The 17,104-nt window shown below is 39.4% G+C and carries 15 protein-coding genes; 6 read left to right on the top strand and 9 right to left on the bottom strand.

The window, feature by feature from the left end; genetic code table 11:
* The first annotated feature begins 197 nt into the window (after positions 1-197).
* The 4 genes from R1T16_RS12340 (at position 198) to R1T16_RS12325 (ending at position 5,936) form a co-directional block, all read left to right on the top strand.
* Entirely contained in the window at positions 198-2,549 is a 2,352-nt protein-coding gene (locus R1T16_RS12340; RefSeq protein WP_317501415.1) for a TonB-dependent receptor, read from the top strand.
* Between the two features lie 17 nt (positions 2,550-2,566).
* Positions 2,567-3,133: a type 1 periplasmic binding fold superfamily protein gene (locus R1T16_RS12335; RefSeq protein ID WP_317501414.1), complete on the top strand. Its 567-nt coding sequence runs from the start codon at positions 2,567-2,569 to the stop codon at positions 3,131-3,133.
* Positions 3,134-3,390: 257 nt separating this feature from the next.
* Positions 3,391-3,768, top strand: coding sequence for a DoxX family membrane protein (locus R1T16_RS12330; RefSeq protein ID WP_317501413.1), 378 nt, complete (start codon positions 3,391-3,393; stop codon positions 3,766-3,768).
* Positions 3,769-3,809: 41 nt separating this feature from the next.
* A complete protein-coding gene (locus R1T16_RS12325; protein WP_411162033.1) occupies positions 3,810-5,936 on the top strand; it encodes a prolyl oligopeptidase family serine peptidase in 2,127 nt (708 codons plus the stop codon).
* A 182-nt stretch (positions 5,937-6,118) separates the two neighbouring features.
* Here R1T16_RS12325 and R1T16_RS12320 read toward each other — a convergent pair whose 3' ends face one another.
* The 9 genes from R1T16_RS12320 to R1T16_RS12280 form a co-directional block, all read right to left on the bottom strand.
* Positions 6,119-7,804 (bottom strand): ABC transporter ATP-binding protein, encoded by a 1,686-nt coding sequence (locus tag R1T16_RS12320; RefSeq protein ID WP_317501412.1) that lies wholly within the window; start codon positions 7,802-7,804, stop codon positions 6,119-6,121.
* 670 nt (positions 7,805-8,474) lie between these two features.
* Positions 8,475-8,684, bottom strand: coding sequence for a hypothetical protein (locus R1T16_RS12315; protein ID WP_317501411.1), 210 nt, complete (start codon positions 8,682-8,684; stop codon positions 8,475-8,477).
* A gap of 62 nt (positions 8,685-8,746) precedes the next feature.
* Positions 8,747-10,123, bottom strand: a complete 1,377-nt coding sequence (locus tag R1T16_RS12310) for an N-6 DNA methylase (protein WP_317501410.1) — start codon at positions 10,121-10,123, stop codon at positions 8,747-8,749.
* 1 nt (position 10,124) lies between these two features.
* The gene (locus R1T16_RS12305) at positions 10,125-11,066 is read right to left on the bottom strand and encodes a hypothetical protein (protein WP_317501409.1); all 942 of its coding nucleotides are present in this window, start codon (positions 11,064-11,066) and stop codon (positions 10,125-10,127) included.
* A 117-nt stretch (positions 11,067-11,183) separates the two neighbouring features.
* Positions 11,184-11,897 carry a 3'-5' exonuclease gene (locus R1T16_RS12300; RefSeq protein WP_317501408.1) on the bottom strand — a complete coding sequence of 238 codons (714 nt, stop codon included), beginning with the start codon at positions 11,895-11,897 and terminating at the stop codon, positions 11,184-11,186.
* A gap of 108 nt (positions 11,898-12,005) precedes the next feature.
* On the bottom strand, positions 12,006-13,220 hold the full coding sequence (locus R1T16_RS12295; RefSeq protein ID WP_317501407.1) for a serine hydrolase: 1,215 nt from the start codon (positions 13,218-13,220) through the stop codon (positions 12,006-12,008).
* 114 nt (positions 13,221-13,334) lie between these two features.
* Entirely contained in the window at positions 13,335-13,535 is a 201-nt protein-coding gene (locus R1T16_RS12290) for a helix-turn-helix transcriptional regulator (protein WP_317501406.1), read from the bottom strand.
* Positions 13,525-14,004 (bottom strand): hypothetical protein, encoded by a 480-nt coding sequence (locus R1T16_RS12285; protein ID WP_317501405.1) that lies wholly within the window; start codon positions 14,002-14,004, stop codon positions 13,525-13,527. The genes R1T16_RS12290 and R1T16_RS12285 overlap by 11 nt, the downstream gene beginning before the upstream one ends.
* Positions 14,005-14,191: 187 nt before the next feature.
* Entirely contained in the window at positions 14,192-14,677 is a 486-nt protein-coding gene (locus R1T16_RS12280) for a DUF1573 domain-containing protein (protein ID WP_317501404.1), read from the bottom strand.
* A 253-nt stretch (positions 14,678-14,930) separates the two neighbouring features.
* On the opposite strand from R1T16_RS12280, the gene R1T16_RS12275 reads away from it, so the two are divergent.
* The gene (locus R1T16_RS12275) at positions 14,931-16,208 is read left to right on the top strand and encodes a HAMP domain-containing sensor histidine kinase (protein ID WP_317501403.1); all 1,278 of its coding nucleotides are present in this window, start codon (positions 14,931-14,933) and stop codon (positions 16,206-16,208) included.
* Positions 16,205-16,888: a response regulator transcription factor gene (locus R1T16_RS12270; protein WP_317501402.1), complete on the top strand. Its 684-nt coding sequence runs from the start codon at positions 16,205-16,207 to the stop codon at positions 16,886-16,888. The genes R1T16_RS12275 and R1T16_RS12270 overlap by 4 nt, the downstream gene beginning before the upstream one ends.
* The last annotated feature ends 216 nt before the right edge of the window (positions 16,889-17,104 follow it).

Genomic DNA, 17,104 nt, shown 5'->3' with positions numbered 1-17,104 from the left:
TTGAGTAGGACTCAAAGCGGCATCTAAATTAGGATAATGCTTTGCGAACTATTCATTACTATACTTTACTCATTATTTCCTTTGCAAATCTTTGTGCCTTCTTTGCGAATCTCTGCGGTATAGCTCTCTTCACCTCAATATTCATTACTGAATAAAACTTTCCTATGCGATTTTATTATTTAATCCTGGCCATATTTATGGCAGGAGGCCTGTGTGCGTATTCCCAGAACACCATCAGCGGAAGCGTAACCACAGCCGACAAAACCCCTCTTGACGGGGCACATATTCATATCGAACAGCTGCATGCTGTTACTAAACCTGACGGTCTATATACGCTTTATAATGCACCATCGGGTCAGCATCATGTGGTGGTATCGTTTGTAGGCTTTAAAAACGTTGACACCCTTGTTACCATCAACGGACCTATGCGCCTTGACGCTGTCCTGAAACCCGAATCAGAGCAATTGCAGGAGGTGGTGCTTAGCCAGTCTTCGGTACTTTCTAAAAACTCCGTACACGAAGAAAAGCTAAAGACAGAGACCATCGAGAAATACAGCATCGCTTCACTGGGCGATGCCTTAAAGGAGGTAGCCGGGGTGTTCAGCCTTAAGACAGGAAACACGATTGTAAAACCTGTCATTAACGGACTGCACAGCAGCAGAGTGCCGATAATTTCTAACAATGTGCGTATGGAAGATCAGCAATGGGGCACTGAACATGCCCCTAACCTTGATATCAACTCCGCCGGAAAGATATCGGTCATTAAAGGGGCGAATGCCCTGCAATATGGTGGTGATGCCATTGGCGGACTCGTTTTGGTAGAGCCTGTATCGGTACTTAAGGATACACTTTTTGGCAAGACCATTGTAAATGCGGCAAGCAACGGCCGTGGCGGCAGCATCTCATCCAGCCTGCATCAGGGTGCCGAAAAAGGCTGGGCATGGAACGCATCGGGCACGTACAAAAATTTTGGCGACAGGCAGTCGCCAGATTATATATTGTCTAACACCGGAAACCGTGAAACCAATTTTGCAGGCGATTTAAAGTACATTGGCGACACGTATGAAATTACCGCTTCGTATAGCCTTTATGATGCCACGATAGGTATTGCAAAAGCAATGCACATAGGAAATGTATCCGATCTTGTGCGTGCCATTAACAGCGGACAGCCTTCGGTAATTGAGCCATTTACACACGATATCGGTTCGCCGAAACAGGAAGTTATGCATCATTTGGGCAAGCTGAATTTCACCAAACACTTTGAGGACAATTCATCGCTTTCGGTGCAGTATGCCTTTCAGCATAACAGCCGTAAAGAATTTGACATCCGCAGGGCGCAGTTTACCGATAAGCCTGCCCTTGACCTAACGCTCATTACCCATTCGGCGCAGGCCGACTGGAAAAAGGAAATGGACAACCTTACCCTTAAAGCCGGGGCAAGCGGATCGATGCAGAAAAATACCGCCGACCCGCTGACGGATATCCGTCCGCTTATTCCTAATTACAAGAGGTTTGATGCCGGAGCGTATGGTATTGCGAGTTATGCGATATCTAACACCCTTACTGCCGAAGCAGGGCTGCGTTATGATTTTTCTAAAATGGAGGCTTCTAAATATTACCAAAAATCAAGATGGACAAGCCAGGGATATGACGGCATGTATGATCAATTTATTGTAGCCGACGCCGGCACACAATGGCTTACTGCCCCTGAGTTTACTTTTCATAATATATCGGCTAGCCTTGGCATACGCAAGCAGTTAGGTTACGACTATCAACTTTTGGCCAATGCCGGGCTTGCCATGCGTAACCCTAACCCGTCGGAGCTTTTTAGCGACGGGCTGCACCATTCTAACGGAACGATCGAACTGGGTAACCTAGGCATAAAAAAAGAGAAAGCCTATAAATTTTCGGCAACTTTGCTTAAAACCCACGGCGATTTTACGTTTGAAGCAACGCCCTATCTTAACCTGATAGATAATTTCATCTATCTGTCCCCAACAACTATAGAATATACCATAAGGGGAGCATTCCCTGTATACCAATATAAACAGGCCGATGCAGTTATGGCCGGGGTCGATTTGCATACCAACTGGAAGATAGACAGCCACTGGCAGCACAATTTTACCGGAGCTTACATTTATGGACAGGACAATACAAACAATCTTCCGTTGATAGATATGCCGCCACTAAATCTTACCAACACCATCCGTTACACAAAGGATGACTGGCACAATCTCTACCTGGAAGCACGGAGTGAAGCTGTTTTTAAGCAAACCCGCTACCCTGATAACAATTTTAGTGTAGATATTCCGGTAGACGGTCAGCAGGTTAGCACGCTTGTTGACATAAGTACTCCGCCAAAAGGGTATCATCTGGTGCATTTTGCATCGGGCATGACATTTAAAACTTCAGAACATACATCCCTTGCGGTGAACTTTTCGGTACTCAATATATTCAATACAAAATACCGCGACTACCTAAACCGCCAACGATTATACACTGACGACATAGGCCGCAACTTTCAATTGCAATTAAAATTTAATTATTAATCCATAAATATCATAAAATGAAAAACGTAAAAATTTCACTATTTGCCCTTTTAACTGCTATTACTATCACTTCGTGCAGCGACGACGATAATACTGCTGCAATCGTAAACGAAGAAGAAGTGATCACGACCATAACAGCAACTCTTACCCCTGCTGACGGCGGTACGGCTATAGTACTTAAATCTCAGGACCTTGACGGCGATGGGCCAAATGCTCCGGTGGTTACGGTATCGGGTAATTTTGCAGCCGGTAAAGTATACAATGGCACAGTTGCCTTTTTAAACGAACTGCAGACACCGGCAGATAACATTACCGCAGAAGTTGAGGAAGAAGGTCACGAGCACCAGATATTCTTCCAGCAGTCGGGCCTTGGTACTTTCACGTATGGCGACCAGGATGTTAACGGCAGGCCGATAGGACTAAAATTCACGTATGCAGCGTCACAGGCTCCGGTATCAGGAAACCTTACGCTAACGCTTAGGCATGAGCCAAACAAAGCGGGCGAAGGCGTTTCTAATGGAAATATAACAAACGCAGGCGGTGGTACCGATGCAGAAGTTGTATTTCCTGTAGTTGTGCAGTAGTTTATTTTTTTTTTGAAATAACACACCCCTAACCCCTCTCAAGAGGGGAACACTCAGACGTGTTTACTCATACTTACTATTCGAGTGAAGTTGGTTCCCCTCTTGAGAGGGGTTAGGGGTGTGTTTAAAAATTAAGGCTATTATTCTTACTATTGCAATTTTACTATATCGAATATCATTTTTGTTAAATTCCTAATAATAAATTTATTAACTTTCAGCTAATGTTCTTTAATTCACAAATTTAAACTCATTAGCCTATGAATTCCAAATTTACTCAAATTGTCAGGATACTGCTTGGCGTTATCCTTATTGTCTTCGGCGCTAACAAGATCCATCCTTTTATTCCGCTGCCACAGCCGCCACAGGATGCAGCCGATTTTATGGCATCCCTGGCAGCAACCGGCTATGTACTCACAGTTGTAGCCATCTTCGAAATTTTTATCGGCATACTATTGCTTACCAAATTTTGGGTACCTTTTGCCATCCTCCTGCTTGTTCCCATATCGCTTAACATACTGCTGTTTCATCTGTTTCTGGATATCCCGGCCATTGGCACGGCTATACTCGTAGTAGCGCTTAACGGAATACTGCTGTATAAGCACAGGCAGAAATACAGGCCGCTATTCGCATCTTAAACAGATAGTTTTGTTATTTTTGTGTATCTAACAACCAACTGATGAAAAAAGCAATAACCCTGATGGCCGCAGCCTGCAGCCTGACCATTAACGCACAGATGCACGATAATAACAAAACTTCTATTAAATATCCTGTAACACGTAAAGCTGACAACACCGATACTTACTTTGGAACTAAAATTCCCGATCCCTACAGATGGCTTGAAGACGACCGCTCTGAAGAAACAGCGGCCTGGGTAAAGGCAGAAAACGAGGTTACATTTGATTATCTTTCTAAAATACCGTTTCGTAACCAGATTAAGGCACGCCTTGAAAAATTGTGGAATTATGAAAAGATAGGTGCTCCTTTTACAGAAGGCGACTATACTTACTACTATAAAAACAACGGCCTGCAAAACCAGTCGGTGCTATACCGCAAGGACAAGAGCGGCAAGGAAGAAGTTTTTCTTGACCCAAATACATTGTCTAAAGACGGAACAACATCGCTTGGCGGTATAAACTTTACAAAGAAAGGTGACCTTATGGCATACTCCATATCTGAAGGCGGAAGCGACTGGCGAAAAGTCTTTGTGATGGATACCAAAACAAAAAAACTGGTAGGCGAAACCATTGTTGATGTAAAATTCAGCGGTGTTTCATGGTATGGCAACGAAGGTTTTTACTACTCTAGCTACGACAAACCTGTAGGCAGTGAACTTTCGGCAAAGACCGACCAGCACAAATTATACTACCATAAGCTGGGTACTGCGCAAAAAGATGACAAAGTGATCTTTGGCCTTGAGCAGAAAAGACGCTATGTGGGCGGAGGCGTTACAGAAGATATGCGCTACCTAATCGTTTCGGCAGCGAATTCTACTTCTGGAGGAGAGCTTTACATTAAAGACCTTACCAAGCCAAACAGCAAATTTGCAGTTATAGTAGATAACTTTGACAGCAACAGCCACATTATAGATAATAACGGCAGCACTTTATACATCGCCACCGATTATAATGCGCCAAACATGAAAGTGGTTACTGTAGATGCTGCCAACCCACAGCAAAAAAACTGGAAAGACCTTATCCCCGAAACTGAAAATGTACTTTCGGCTTCTACAGGATCGGGATATATTTTTGCAGGATATATGAAAGATGCCGTATCGGCAGTAAAACAATATGACTACAACGGCAAGCTGGTGCGCGACATCACCCTGCCCGGATTAGGCACTGCCGGAGGCTTTGGCGGTAAAAAAAATGAAAAAGTACAGTATTATTCGTTCACCAATTACATTACCCCGGGAACTATCTATTCGTTCGACCCAAAAACAGGAAAGTCGGAAATATACCAAAAACCAAAAGTAGACTTCAACAGCGATGATTACGAATCAAAACAGGTTTTCTATACGTCTAAAGACGGTACGAAGATACCAATGATCATTACCCATAAAAAAGGCCTTAAACTTGATGGCAAAAACCCAACGATACTTTACGGTTACGGCGGCTTTAACATAAGCCTTACGCCAAGCTTCAGCATATCTAATGCGGTTTGGATGGAAAACGGCGGTATTTATGCTGTTGCCAACCTTCGCGGTGGTGGGGAATACGGTAAGAAATGGCACGATGCCGGAACAAAACAGCAAAAACAAAACGTATTTAACGACTTTATAGCAGCAGGAGAATACCTTATATCCAACAAGTACACATCGTCAGATTATCTTGCAATTAGCGGAGGCTCTAACGGCGGATTACTTGTAGGCGCAACCATGACGCAACGCCCTGATCTTATGAAGGTAGCTTTACCTGCGGTTGGTGTGCTTGATATGCTTCGTTACCACACCTTTACGGCAGGCGCCGGATGGGCATACGATTACGGTACCGTCGAAGACAACGCCGAGATGTTTGACTACCTGAAAGGCTATTCGCCTGTTCACAACGTAAAGAAAGGCACTAAATATCCTGCAACACTGATTACCACAGGCGATCATGATGACCGCGTTGTACCGGCACACAGCTTTAAGTTTGCTGCCGAGCTTCAGGAAAAGCACCAGGGTAACAATCCTGTATTGATACGCATTGGCGTGAAAGCAGGCCATGGCGCAGGAAAATCTATCGCACAGATGATTGATGAATACACCGACATTCAGGCATTTACACTTTACAATATGGGGGTAACGCCAAACGTGAAGAAGTAGTGTTAAGTATTTAAACTTGACCCGAAAAATCATAGTATAAAATGAAATCTATTATTGCACTTTGATAAGTGTAATAATAGATTTTTTTATTGGAGATAATCGATATTTTCAGTCAGCTTCGTTTGTTTATTATGACCTGCAAAATTTAACTCTGGAAATCCGACCAACCTTGGATAAAACAGCTAATTTTTCGGTATAGCAGCGATAAGTTTCTTAGTGTATTCTTTCTGCGGATGCTTATACAGGGCATCGGCTTCATTCATTTCTTCAATTTTTCCTTTATTCATAACCAGCACCTGGTCGCTCATGTATTTTACTACGGCAAGGTCGTGAGAAATGAAGATATAGGTAAATCCAAAGTTTTCCTTAAGCTCATTCAGCAAGTTGAGCACCTGTGCCTGCACGGAGATATCTAGAGCAGAAACCGATTCGTCACAAACAATTAGCTTGGGTTGCAGGGCAATGGTACGCGCAATACCTATACGCTGCCTTTGGCCTCCTGAAAATTCATGAGGGTAGCGATTAAAGTGTTCTTCGCCCAAACCAACGCGGTTCAGTATCTCAATTGTTTTTTCGCGGCGTTCAGTATCATTTTTACAGAGCTTGTGTACCTGCATAGGTTCCATGATAGCCTTACCTACCGTGATACGCGGGTTTAGTGATGAATATGGATCCTGAAAAATTATCTGTATCTCTTTACGCAGCGCGCGAATGTCTCTAGCGGATAATTTTGTAAGGTCTACACCGCGATATAATATGTTTCCGGCTGTAGCTTTGTCAAGCTGCAAAATGGCATTGCCAAGGGTAGATTTACCACAGCCCGATTCACCCACAAGGCCTAAAGTTTCGCCTTCGTAAATTTTAAAGCTAACATCGTCAACAGCTTTAAAGCTTACATTTTTCCCTAAGATTCCGGCAGAAGAAACATATTCTTTCTCTACGTTCTTCACCTCAAGCAATGGTGTCTGGCTGTATAGCTTTTCCAGGCGTTCTTCGCGTTGTTTTGGGGTCACTTCTTCAGGGTTTACCGTGTTTTCAAGATAGTCTTGTATTGTGGGCAGCCTTTTGAGGCGAACATCCAGTGATGGCCTCGAACTAATAAGCGCTTTAGTATAAGTATGCTGTGGATTGTTGAAAATTTCAGATGCATTGCCCTGTTCCACAATTTCGCCCCTGAACATTACCAATACCCTGTTGGCAATCTCTGACACCAGCGACAGGTCGTGCGAAATGAAAAGGATGCTCATTTTGGTTTCCTGTTGCAGTTCTTTCAGCAGCAGGATTATTTCTTTCTGAACCGTTACGTCAAGCGCTGTAGTAGGTTCGTCGGCAATAAGTATTTTAGGTTTGCAGGCAATAGCCATAGCAATCATAACACGCTGCTTTTGCCCACCCGATATCTCATGCGGATAACGGTTGTATATCTTCTCAGGATTCGGCAGCTTTACCTTTTCGAATAAGGAAAGTACCGCAGCCCTTATATCTTTTTTTGATAATGATGTGTGTTCTGCCAGTATCTCTTCTACCTGAAAACCGCAATTTAACGATGGGTTGAGCGAACTCATAGGCTCCTGGAAGATCATCGCGATATCGTTGCCACGAAGATTACGCAGTTCCTTTTGGCTCATGGTCGAAATATCTTTCCCGTCAAATTCGATTTTTCCTTCGGTAATCTCAAGTATGCCTTTTGGAAGCAATCCCATTACCGCCAGAGAGGTAACCGATTTCCCTGAACCCGATTCGCCCACAATACCCAGTATCTCGTTTTGGTTAAGCGTAAAATGGCTGTTCTTAACGATAGGTATCCATTTGCCGTCCTTTCGGGCATAAATGGTAACGTGGTCTATGTGGAGCAGGGGATTGTTCATGAGATAAAAATACTACTCTTTCTTTTGTCTTGAAGCAAAAGCGTTAAAAATTAGAAAAATATTTATATTCATAAATGACTGAAGTACAGGTAGTGGCGATTTTATTGTTAAAATAAAAAAGAAATAGCTTGTCGAAATGAAAAATTTTTGATAATTTTGCAAAATTATAGCTACTCCCGTCTTGTGAAAGGGTGCTATAATTTTTGATGTTTGATCAGATTATATCCGATTGTATAAATCTGAAGATGTAATGTTCTTTGATAAAAGACTCTGATAAGTTTAGTTTGCAGACTAAACTATTAACCGTTTAATTTTAAATTCGACAAGTGAAAAAGATTTGTTTCTGGAGCTTCATCCACTGGAGGAGTAAAAAAAGAGTACAACTTAGTAAGCCTTTCTGCTTCTGTAAAAAGTAGCGAATAGTAAACTAAAGTTTTGGGTTTACAGGTCTGTCAAAGATGCTGTTTGAAGGTCAACTAAACTCTGTAATCGGACAGAGTTTTTGTTTTATGTCCTAAACACGAGACAAATATATATGTTTCTTTATTTGTAGACAAATTTTAATGGTTAATTTTTACTCAGTCTAAATAACAGGCTTTATGTCAATTAAAAAATTTCTTCCTTAGATTATAAATAAAAGCAAGAGTATGTAATTAAGTACTTTAATAATCTAAAGAACCTTCTGTAAATAAAATTTGCGGCCGTCTTCGGCTATGTGTTCCATATAGTCTATTTTTTTGAACAGCCTGTAGTAGAACATATAGGGTTTAAGGTTTTTTACCACGCTGTTTAGCGAGATCACAAAATCCTTAAGGTTTGAGCCGTGAACAATTACTTTATTGTCTATCTGGGCTACATATAAATTAGGAAAGTCTTTCATCCGGTAAAAGTAATTTAATTACTTTTAACTTAATTCAACAACGGTTAAATTAATACCATTTATCATTCGATAGATTTAGAATATGGTAGGCTCTTAACAAAATTTTCCATAAACTTAAAGTCAGGTTTTCCATTAATAGCAGGTAATTTTATAGTGGATAATTCCATTCTAGCTTTACCCCATTTTCTACCATAATTAAATCTATATTTTTCCATTCTTATAACAGTTATAAAAAAGATTGCTATATATACATTTAATTCAAATTTTGCGTGTAATATGTTAACATCTCCAGTTGCAAAATATTCATAAGGCTGATAAAACGCTTCCCCAGTAGATGCCCCATTTGAAGGTACAGTAATGGTATTGATGGGGAATAATTTATTCCCTTCCAAAATGAAACTGTTTATTCCATTATTGTCTCTCGTAGCACTTATTAAAGGAATATTTCCTTTTTCATTGCCGCCAGAAGAATCCCTTCCTTTCTCAATATTAAATAAATCTCCAAGGTTAAAAAATTTCCATTCAAATGAGTCAATTATTATGTTATTCGTAAATGTTTTTTCATTAGATATATTCGCTTTCTTTTTATTAAACAGTAAATATGTAGAATATTTCAGTATTTCATTTTCAAAAACATCGTTGTTAATTGTGGAATAATCAGTTTCCATAAATGCTTCTGCACACCATTCATCCTCTGCTGAAACTATTTTATTAACACTAAAACCGGGCTCTTCATTACGGCTTAAAAAATTATTTACCCATTTTTCTTTTACTTTTTCCCATGTTCCAAATTCATCAATCCTTCCTTTGTATTTACGTTTAATAAATCCATCATTCTTATAATAGCCAAAATATGTTCTCTTACTGTAATTGTGAGGTCTATGAGCTGTTAGAATCATTATACAAGATATAACTCCAACATCAGAATTAATAAATAATTCATCAGGCATAGTTAAAACAGCTTCCAAAGTGTGATTTTTTAAAAGACGTTCCTTTAATTCAAGTATTTTTCCTTTTTGTTCTAATGCGCAGTTAACAGGAATTATTGCAATGCATGTACTATTTGTGCTAAGACATTCTAAATTGTTTAAGATGAACTCAAGTTCATCTGTGTCAACTTTTTTATCTGATTTATATGGAGGATTAAGAAATCCTACGTTTGGATTTGATTTTTTGACAGTTTCAATCACATCAGCATCAAAACAACTTCCATTTATTATATTAGTTTTTCCATCCTGATGGATGTACATATTTGAGACAGCTAAAGCAAATATATGTGCTTGATATTCAACCCCTATAAGTTGAGTTGATTTAATTTCAGCAATTTTAGAAGTATCACCTTTTGCATCTTCTATCATTCTTTTCATGGCTGAAATTAAGAATCCTCCTGTTCCTGTACAATTGTCGAAAGCAATTGAATCTTTATTGACCTGAGCCAATTCAGCAAATAGTTCTGTTATATGTGGGGGGGGTTAAAACAATCCCTAAACCTTTATCACTATTAGCATATCTTAGAAACTCAATATACAATTGTCCCAAAACATCAAAATATTCATGAGTTTTAATAAATTGATTAATGTTTATATCAATTTCTTCAACTAGTTCTTTAAGAATATCCTCTTTAGAGGATAAAGATGTGTCAGTTTTAATAAACCCAAATTGTATATTTAAATTTTCAAGTTTTTTCCCTGCGATATTTGCTTCTTCTAATTTTTCAGAAACTGTTTTTGTCAAAAAATCTGCTAAACTTTTTGGCGTTGTTTTTTTCTTAAAAGATGTTTTAAATGCTTCATCTTCAAGAGCTATTAATATGCAGCTAATTAATAAGCTTCGTTGACTTTCTAAGATTTTATGACTATGAAGTTTTTCGTTTAATTTTTTTGTAAAATCTAATAATGTGTTATAATCTTGGCGAAATTTTTCTGGACTTTTAATGTATCCTTCGATGTAATCAGAAGAAGAAAGAAGTTTATCTCCAAAAATATCAAAAGCATTTTTCTCACCTTTAAGATGTAAAAAATGAGAAATTTTGAGTTCATTTTCCTTCTCACCGCTTACTGCAATAGCAAGAACGTCATATTCTTTTGCAAGAAAAGATGTATATAATAATACTCCATCAACAGCATAATCACCATATTTATCTCGGGTTTTACTTTCATGTTTTCTAATATCATGCTTACATTCTATAACGATCAAAAGATTGTCATTTTTATTAAATGATATTATAAACTCTGGATTGCCGTGATTTAATCCTTTTTTAGATGCATTTTTTAGTAGTTTATTTATCTTTATACTATCAGATTTTTGTTCTTCAATACTTAAATCTGAGAAAGTCTGAAAGTGCTTTCTAACAATATTTTCTGTTTTTCTTTCGTTTCCCATTGTTATCAAGTTAAATCGTGAGGCTATTTAGTTATAAATTCTTAATAGTTGTAAATAAATATTTTGCCTAGATGAAAAATTTAATTTTTGCAAATATAAGGCTAAAATTATCATAGTTTACACATGGATAATCTCATCATCCGCCAATAACTCTTCCCTGCGGAAACGCAGCAGCACCTGTGCCACGGCAATAACGTCTTTTTCGCAATAGGTAACAATGCGGTCTATGTCTTTTTCAACGTAGAAAACATGACCAACCTGGCTGCCGTCTATATCGCCTTTTGGCGATGGGATACCAAGAATTTTGGTCAGCAGTTTTAGCGATGTGAAACTTTTATAATCCCCAAATTTCCATAGTTCCATAGTGTCGAGATGTGGCACTTCCCACGGTTTTTTGCCAAAGAGGTTTAGCTTAAGCGGAATGGCAATATTGTTTATAATCATCCTGCGGGTAATAAACGGAAAGTCGAATTCCTTAGCATTATGCCCGCACATAATATGCTGCGGCTGGCTGAAATGATTGTTCAGCAGGTTGTTGAAATCTTTGAGTATCTTAGGTTCGTCGCCAAAAAAGGATGTAACCCTGAAATGGCGGATATCGCCCTTAAAGGTAAAGTATCCCACAGAAAGGCACACGATCTTACCAAACTCTGCCCATATCCCTGCACGTTCATAGAACTCTTCGGGCGATTGCCCATCCTTGCGCTGATATTGCGTCTTTAGGTCGTAGAGCTGTTGGGTTTCAGGATCACATTCGTTAAAATCAGGATGCTCCGGTACAGTTTCTATATCAAGGAAAAGTACATTTTCCAGGTTTATTCTTTCAAGCATATTCTTTTAATACATCTTTGTCATCCTGACGAAGGAAGGATCTCTATTATATCTATGAGGAGATTCTTCACTACGCTGCGCTGCGTTCAGAATGACATACTGCGCGACTTACTTTTTCATTCCCTGTGCTTCTGCCTCTTCTTTTGTCATTGCCAGTTCGTTGCCTTTGCCATCGTTTGGCTTCATGAATCCCATCATTTTATAGGCTTCGTCTACATAAACATAAAAGTCGTTGCTGTGCGGGTCGGTGTCGGTTTGCAATCCTTTTGTATGACCAAGGCGAACAATGATTATATCGTCCTCAGGAATAACGATTACAAACTGACCCAGGTGACCGCGCAGATAATACATCTTTTTGCCAAGGTAGTTATTAAGCCATGTTCCGTAACCATATTGCGGCGAAGCAGCAAACTTAGGCGTAATCATTTTTGCAACGGCAGTACTGTCCAGAAGCTGCTGGCCGTTCCATTTGCCGCTGTGTTTAAATAATTTACCAAAACGTGCAAAATCGCGCGCGTTGCTGGCAAAGCAGCAATATGCTTTTTCTATACCGCCTTTATGGTCGGTTTGCCATAAGGCATCGTTCTCGGCGCCCATTGGCTTCCAGAATTTATCAGAAACATAATCTGATAATGTCTGCCCGGTCGCTTTAGTGATTACCATAGCTAACAGTTCTGTAGCGCCGCTCACATATTCAAATTTTGTTCCCGGCTCATAAATTACAGGGACTTTAAGCATGGTTTCTTCCAGATGGCTGCCAAAGTAAGCGCGGGTAGTAATGGAAAACGCACTGCTGTACTGCTCGCCCCAGTCTAAACCCGTACTCATGGACGAAAGGTCACCAACGGTAAGCTTTGCCGCAAATCCTTTAGAAAATTCAGGGAAATAATCGCCTACTTTCTGGTCCGGGCTTTTGATCTTTCCTTCTTCAATAGCCTTAAACATGGCTGCAGTAACAATGGTTTTTGCCATGGAAAATGAATTCGACTTAGAATCTTTACCATAGCCGTCGTAATAACTTTCATGCCAGATGCTGTCGTTCTTTATGATAAGATAGGCAACAGTGCCAAGTTCTTTATGCACCTCTTCCAGTCTCTTGGTAGCCTTAATTTCATTGTAGTCTTTATGTACTGCCCATGGCTGTCCTGTTCCTTTTGCAACGACACGGTTATCAAAATGGGTATAGTCGTCAAGATAGGCCGTAGTTTTGCCATGGAGGTACACTACACGTACCGCCTTAATAAGGTAATCAACATCAAAAATGTATAACAAAACAATGATGGCTGCAAGGACGCCTGTAAACCAGAGCAGGAATTTTTTCATAATGATCGGTTAGGATGGTATGACGAATTTACATAAAAAATGTTTTAGCACTACAGAATTCTTTAAATGCAAAAAAGCGGATGTTTTACATCCGCCTTCATAGTATCTATAGATTTAATCTTCATCTTCGAGTTCAAATATCTCGTTAACCGGTTTGTCAAAAAGTTTAGAAAGCTTTAGGGCCAAAACGGTAGAGGGTACAAATTTTCCTGCTTCAATCGCATTTATCGTCTGCCTGCTCACAGCAATTTTTTCTGCAAGGTCTGCCTGGGTAAGGTTGGCAATGGCGCGTTCTATCTTTAATCTATTCTTCATTTGAAATTCGGTTAAATTTATAAATTTCCCAGTTGAAGCGCAGTATAAAAAACAACAAATGTGTAAAAAAGGCAAACATAATAATATTAAGGAAGATCATGCCGTAAATAAATATCACGCAGAACAGAAAGATAAGGTAGTTGGCATAAGTAGCCCAGACAAGGCTTTCAAGGCGAATCTTAGAAGTCATCTCGTCTTCAATTTTCTCTTTAGAAAAAGCAAATACAAGTCCGCTTATAATAACTGTCGCCATAAGCAGTTCGTCAAGGATATTCGTGTCTATTATGCCAAAAAATACATTGTCGCCCATAAAAGGTGTTTCTGCAATTGCAAATACTTTAGTCTTAATTTCAATATCTTTAAAAATATCAGGTTCTATGAGCCAGATAAGAAGGATTGTTACAGACAGGGCGAAGATTATTCCGCTTATCCACTTAAACTTGTTTGGAAATAAATAATTCGTTTTCATGATGATTGATTTTAAAGTTGAAACGAATGTAAAACAAAATTTCCAATATGACAAACAAACTTTACATTTTGTAAAACAAAACATCCTTTAAGTCAAAAAATGTTTACATATTATTGTTGCTTACAAACAAAAAAGCCACCGCATTGCGATGGCTCTTAAGCTATATAGTGAGGTGATTTACCTTTAATTACTGGTTTGATGCAGGTGTTGCAGGTGCAGAAGCATCAAGAACTTTACCTTTGATAGTAAGGATCTTGTTAACATCGCTGTCGTTTGTAGTAACAGTTACATTTTTAGAGAAGCTTCCTGGGTTAGCAGCATTGTAAGTAGCAGTTACAGTAGCAGTTTCTCCTGGTTTGATAGGAGTCTTAGTGTAGTTTGTAGCTGTACATCCGCAAGATGCCTTAACGTTTGTGATAAGGATCGTTTGTTTTGTAGTGTTTTTGAAAGAGAAATCGTGAGATACAGGTTTTCCTTTTTCAATATCACCAAAGTTATGAGTATCTTCTTTCCATGTAACTGCAGATGGAGTGTTGTTTTTTGGAGCCTCCTGTGCAGCAGCAGCCGGAGCAGCAACAGCTTTTTTAGCAGTAGCTTGTTGTGCAGATGCACCCTGAGAAACAAAGAAGAACGCACCTACAAGAGCAAGAGCAGAAAGTTTTAAAGTTTTCATAATCGTAAACAATTAATATTAGTTAATAAATTTTTTTCGGTTTTTCAATTACACAAATATATTCAGTAAAGTTTAGATATTTGTTAATCGGTTTCAAAGTATTGTTAATGACATGTTAACGACCTGTATGTTAGCACTTTTTAATCTTGCGGCATACTAATTTTATATCCTGCCGTTTATACCGGTACATTTTGCTAACATAAAACCCCTGTTTCATAACAATGCATGGGGTATTACAAATAACATTCCAAAGTTGAAATTCAATACGTTAAATATAATTGTCCTGGTGGGCCTTATCGCCATAGTAGGCGTTATTACCATGCAGCTGGTCATGCTCAATCAGGCCTATACCTTCGAAAAAAAGGAACTTGGTGAAAAGATACACTTTGCGCTTCAGGATGTGGTAAACAAGATTTACCGCGACAATAAGAATGAACTACCCAATACTTCGCCCATAAAAAAAGTGTCTGAAGATTACTATGTTGTAAACGTAGACGATGTTTTTGAAGCCGACATCCTTGAGTTTTACCTGAAAAACGAGTTCCAGAAGGTAAAGCTGGACATGGATTATGAATATGCCATCTACAATTGCGGATCTGACGAGATGATGTATGGCAAGTACATAAATGCCATGGGGGTAAAAAAGAACGACAAGCTTAAGTGCAAGAACTGCTTTACCAAACGTGCCGGGCTGGTGTATTACTTTGCGGTACGTTTTCCGCAGCTGCGTTACAATTACATCACGTCGTTACAGCAATACTGGATTTATACCGGGGTATTATTCCTGGTACTAGTCATTTATGTGTATTCTGTTATCCTTTTGCTAAAGCAGAAAAAATATACAGAGCTGCAAAAAGACTTTATCAATAACATGACGCACGAGTTTAAAACACCACTGTCGTCTATACTTATAGCATCTAACTATGCTGCAAAACAGGAGGCCATAGAGTCTAACCCCAAGCTGAGCAAATACCTGCGGATTATTATTGAGCAGAGCAATAAGCTTAACCAGCACATAGAGCGTATCCTTTCGGTCGCCAAGACCGAATCTGGTGTAGTATCGTTAGAGAAAAAGGAATTTAATGTTGTTGAAACGCTGGACCTTGTAAAAGAAAATGCCGGACTTAAATTTGACAAAGCGACCGTAACACTGCAAAGCAGCAGTCCTGATTATCTTATTAAGGCCGATGAATTCCATTTTTACAATATTGCTTATAATGTTGTTGAGAATGCTATTAAATACGGCAGCGACAGGCCAAATATAGCTATCAGCATAAATGAGGAACACAAGGGACTCGCCCTGCGTTTTACAGACGACGGCCCGGGTATTCATCCTGACCATATCGATTATGTGTTTGACCGCTTTTACAGGGTTCCGAGGCAGGACAAATCAGAAATTGAAGGATTTGGCATCGGACTTTTTTATGTGAAAAAGATATGCGAACTTCACGGATGGAAAATCAGCATTCATAATAACGAGGGCAATGGGGTAACCATAACCATCCATATTCCTAAAAGCAGCATCGTATGAGCCGAAAGAGAATATTATATGTAGAAGACGACAACACACTGGCATTCTTAACCGCCGATAACCTGGAGCAATACTATGATGTAGTTCATTTTGCCAATGGCAAAGAAGCTTTTGAGGCGTTTAAAACCGAAGAATTTGACCTTTGCATCCTTGATGTAATGCTGCCCGAGATGGACGGTTTTGAATTGGCCGCCGCCATTCGTGAGCGTAATGTGGCTGTGCCTATTATTTTCCTTTCGGCAAAAACACTTAAGGAAGACCGTATTAAAGGGCTTAAGCTTGGCGCTGATGATTACCTTGTTAAGCCTTACAGCATTGAGGAACTTATATTGAAAATTGAAGTCTTCCTGCAGCGCAGCCACAAGGTCGCGCCCGTTAAGAACACAATATGCACAATAGGCTCTTTTACATTTGACCCGGAAAACTATGTTGTCATAAAAGGCGAAGAACGTACCAGCCTTACCGAAAGGGAGTCGGCATTGCTGAAGCTGTTTATAGATAACAAGAATACAATACTAAAACGCGAAAATATACTTACCGCGCTTTGGGGGACAGATGATTATTTCATGGGCCGCAGTATGGACGTATTCATTTCGCGCCTGCGAAAAATATTTAAGGATGATGAAAACATCCGCATCGAAAACATACCAAGAATAGGCTTTAAGCTGGTAGCGCCTTAGTGCAGTGTCAGTTGGAAAGTTTTTAACTTAAAATTTTAACCTAAAATGAAATCTATTATTGTACTCAGACAAGTGTAGTAATAGATTTTTATTGAGGTTAAATTCTAAATGCGACGAAGTGGGATGAAGAATCTATAGGCACTATCATATTCGTAGGCGATTCTCCTAATCCAGAATGGACTTAACGATTTTCGGCGCTCAAAAAAATCCCTTTAC

The organism is Flavobacterium sp. DG1-102-2 (assembly GCF_033042555.1).
Classification (GTDB): Bacteria; Bacteroidota; Bacteroidia; order Flavobacteriales; family Flavobacteriaceae; genus Flavobacterium.
This window is presented reverse-complemented; position numbering and strand designations above follow the sequence as displayed.

Bases quoted from the DNA above. Each gene is read 5' to 3' on its own strand.
- R1T16_RS12285 (WP_317501405.1), bottom strand. From the start codon at position 14,004: ATGAAAACGAATTATTTATTTCCAAACAAGTTTAAGTGGATAAGCGGA.
- R1T16_RS12340 (WP_317501415.1), top strand. From the start codon at position 198: ATGGCAGGAGGCCTGTGTGCGTATTCCCAGAACACCATCAGCGGAAGC.
- R1T16_RS12300 (WP_317501408.1), bottom strand. From the start codon at position 11,897: ATGCTTGAAAGAATAAACCTGGAAAATGTACTTTTCCTTGATATAGAA.
- R1T16_RS12305 (WP_317501409.1), bottom strand. From the start codon at position 11,066: ATGGGAAACGAAAGAAAAACAGAAAATATTGTTAGAAAGCACTTTCAG.
- R1T16_RS12315 (WP_317501411.1), bottom strand. From the start codon at position 8,684: ATGAAAGACTTTCCTAATTTATATGTAGCCCAGATAGACAATAAAGTA.
- R1T16_RS12320 (WP_317501412.1), bottom strand. From the start codon at position 7,804: ATGAACAATCCCCTGCTCCACATAGACCACGTTACCATTTATGCCCGA.
- R1T16_RS12325 (WP_411162033.1), top strand. From the start codon at position 3,810: ATGAAAAAAGCAATAACCCTGATGGCCGCAGCCTGCAGCCTGACCATT.
- R1T16_RS12290 (WP_317501406.1), bottom strand. From the start codon at position 13,535: ATGAAGAATAGATTAAAGATAGAACGCGCCATTGCCAACCTTACCCAG.
- R1T16_RS12295 (WP_317501407.1), bottom strand. From the start codon at position 13,220: ATGAAAAAATTCCTGCTCTGGTTTACAGGCGTCCTTGCAGCCATCATT.
- R1T16_RS12335 (WP_317501414.1), top strand. From the start codon at position 2,567: ATGAAAAACGTAAAAATTTCACTATTTGCCCTTTTAACTGCTATTACT.
- R1T16_RS12270 (WP_317501402.1), top strand. From the start codon at position 16,205: ATGAGCCGAAAGAGAATATTATATGTAGAAGACGACAACACACTGGCA.
- R1T16_RS12280 (WP_317501404.1), bottom strand. From the start codon at position 14,677: ATGAAAACTTTAAAACTTTCTGCTCTTGCTCTTGTAGGTGCGTTCTTC.
- R1T16_RS12330 (WP_317501413.1), top strand. From the start codon at position 3,391: ATGAATTCCAAATTTACTCAAATTGTCAGGATACTGCTTGGCGTTATC.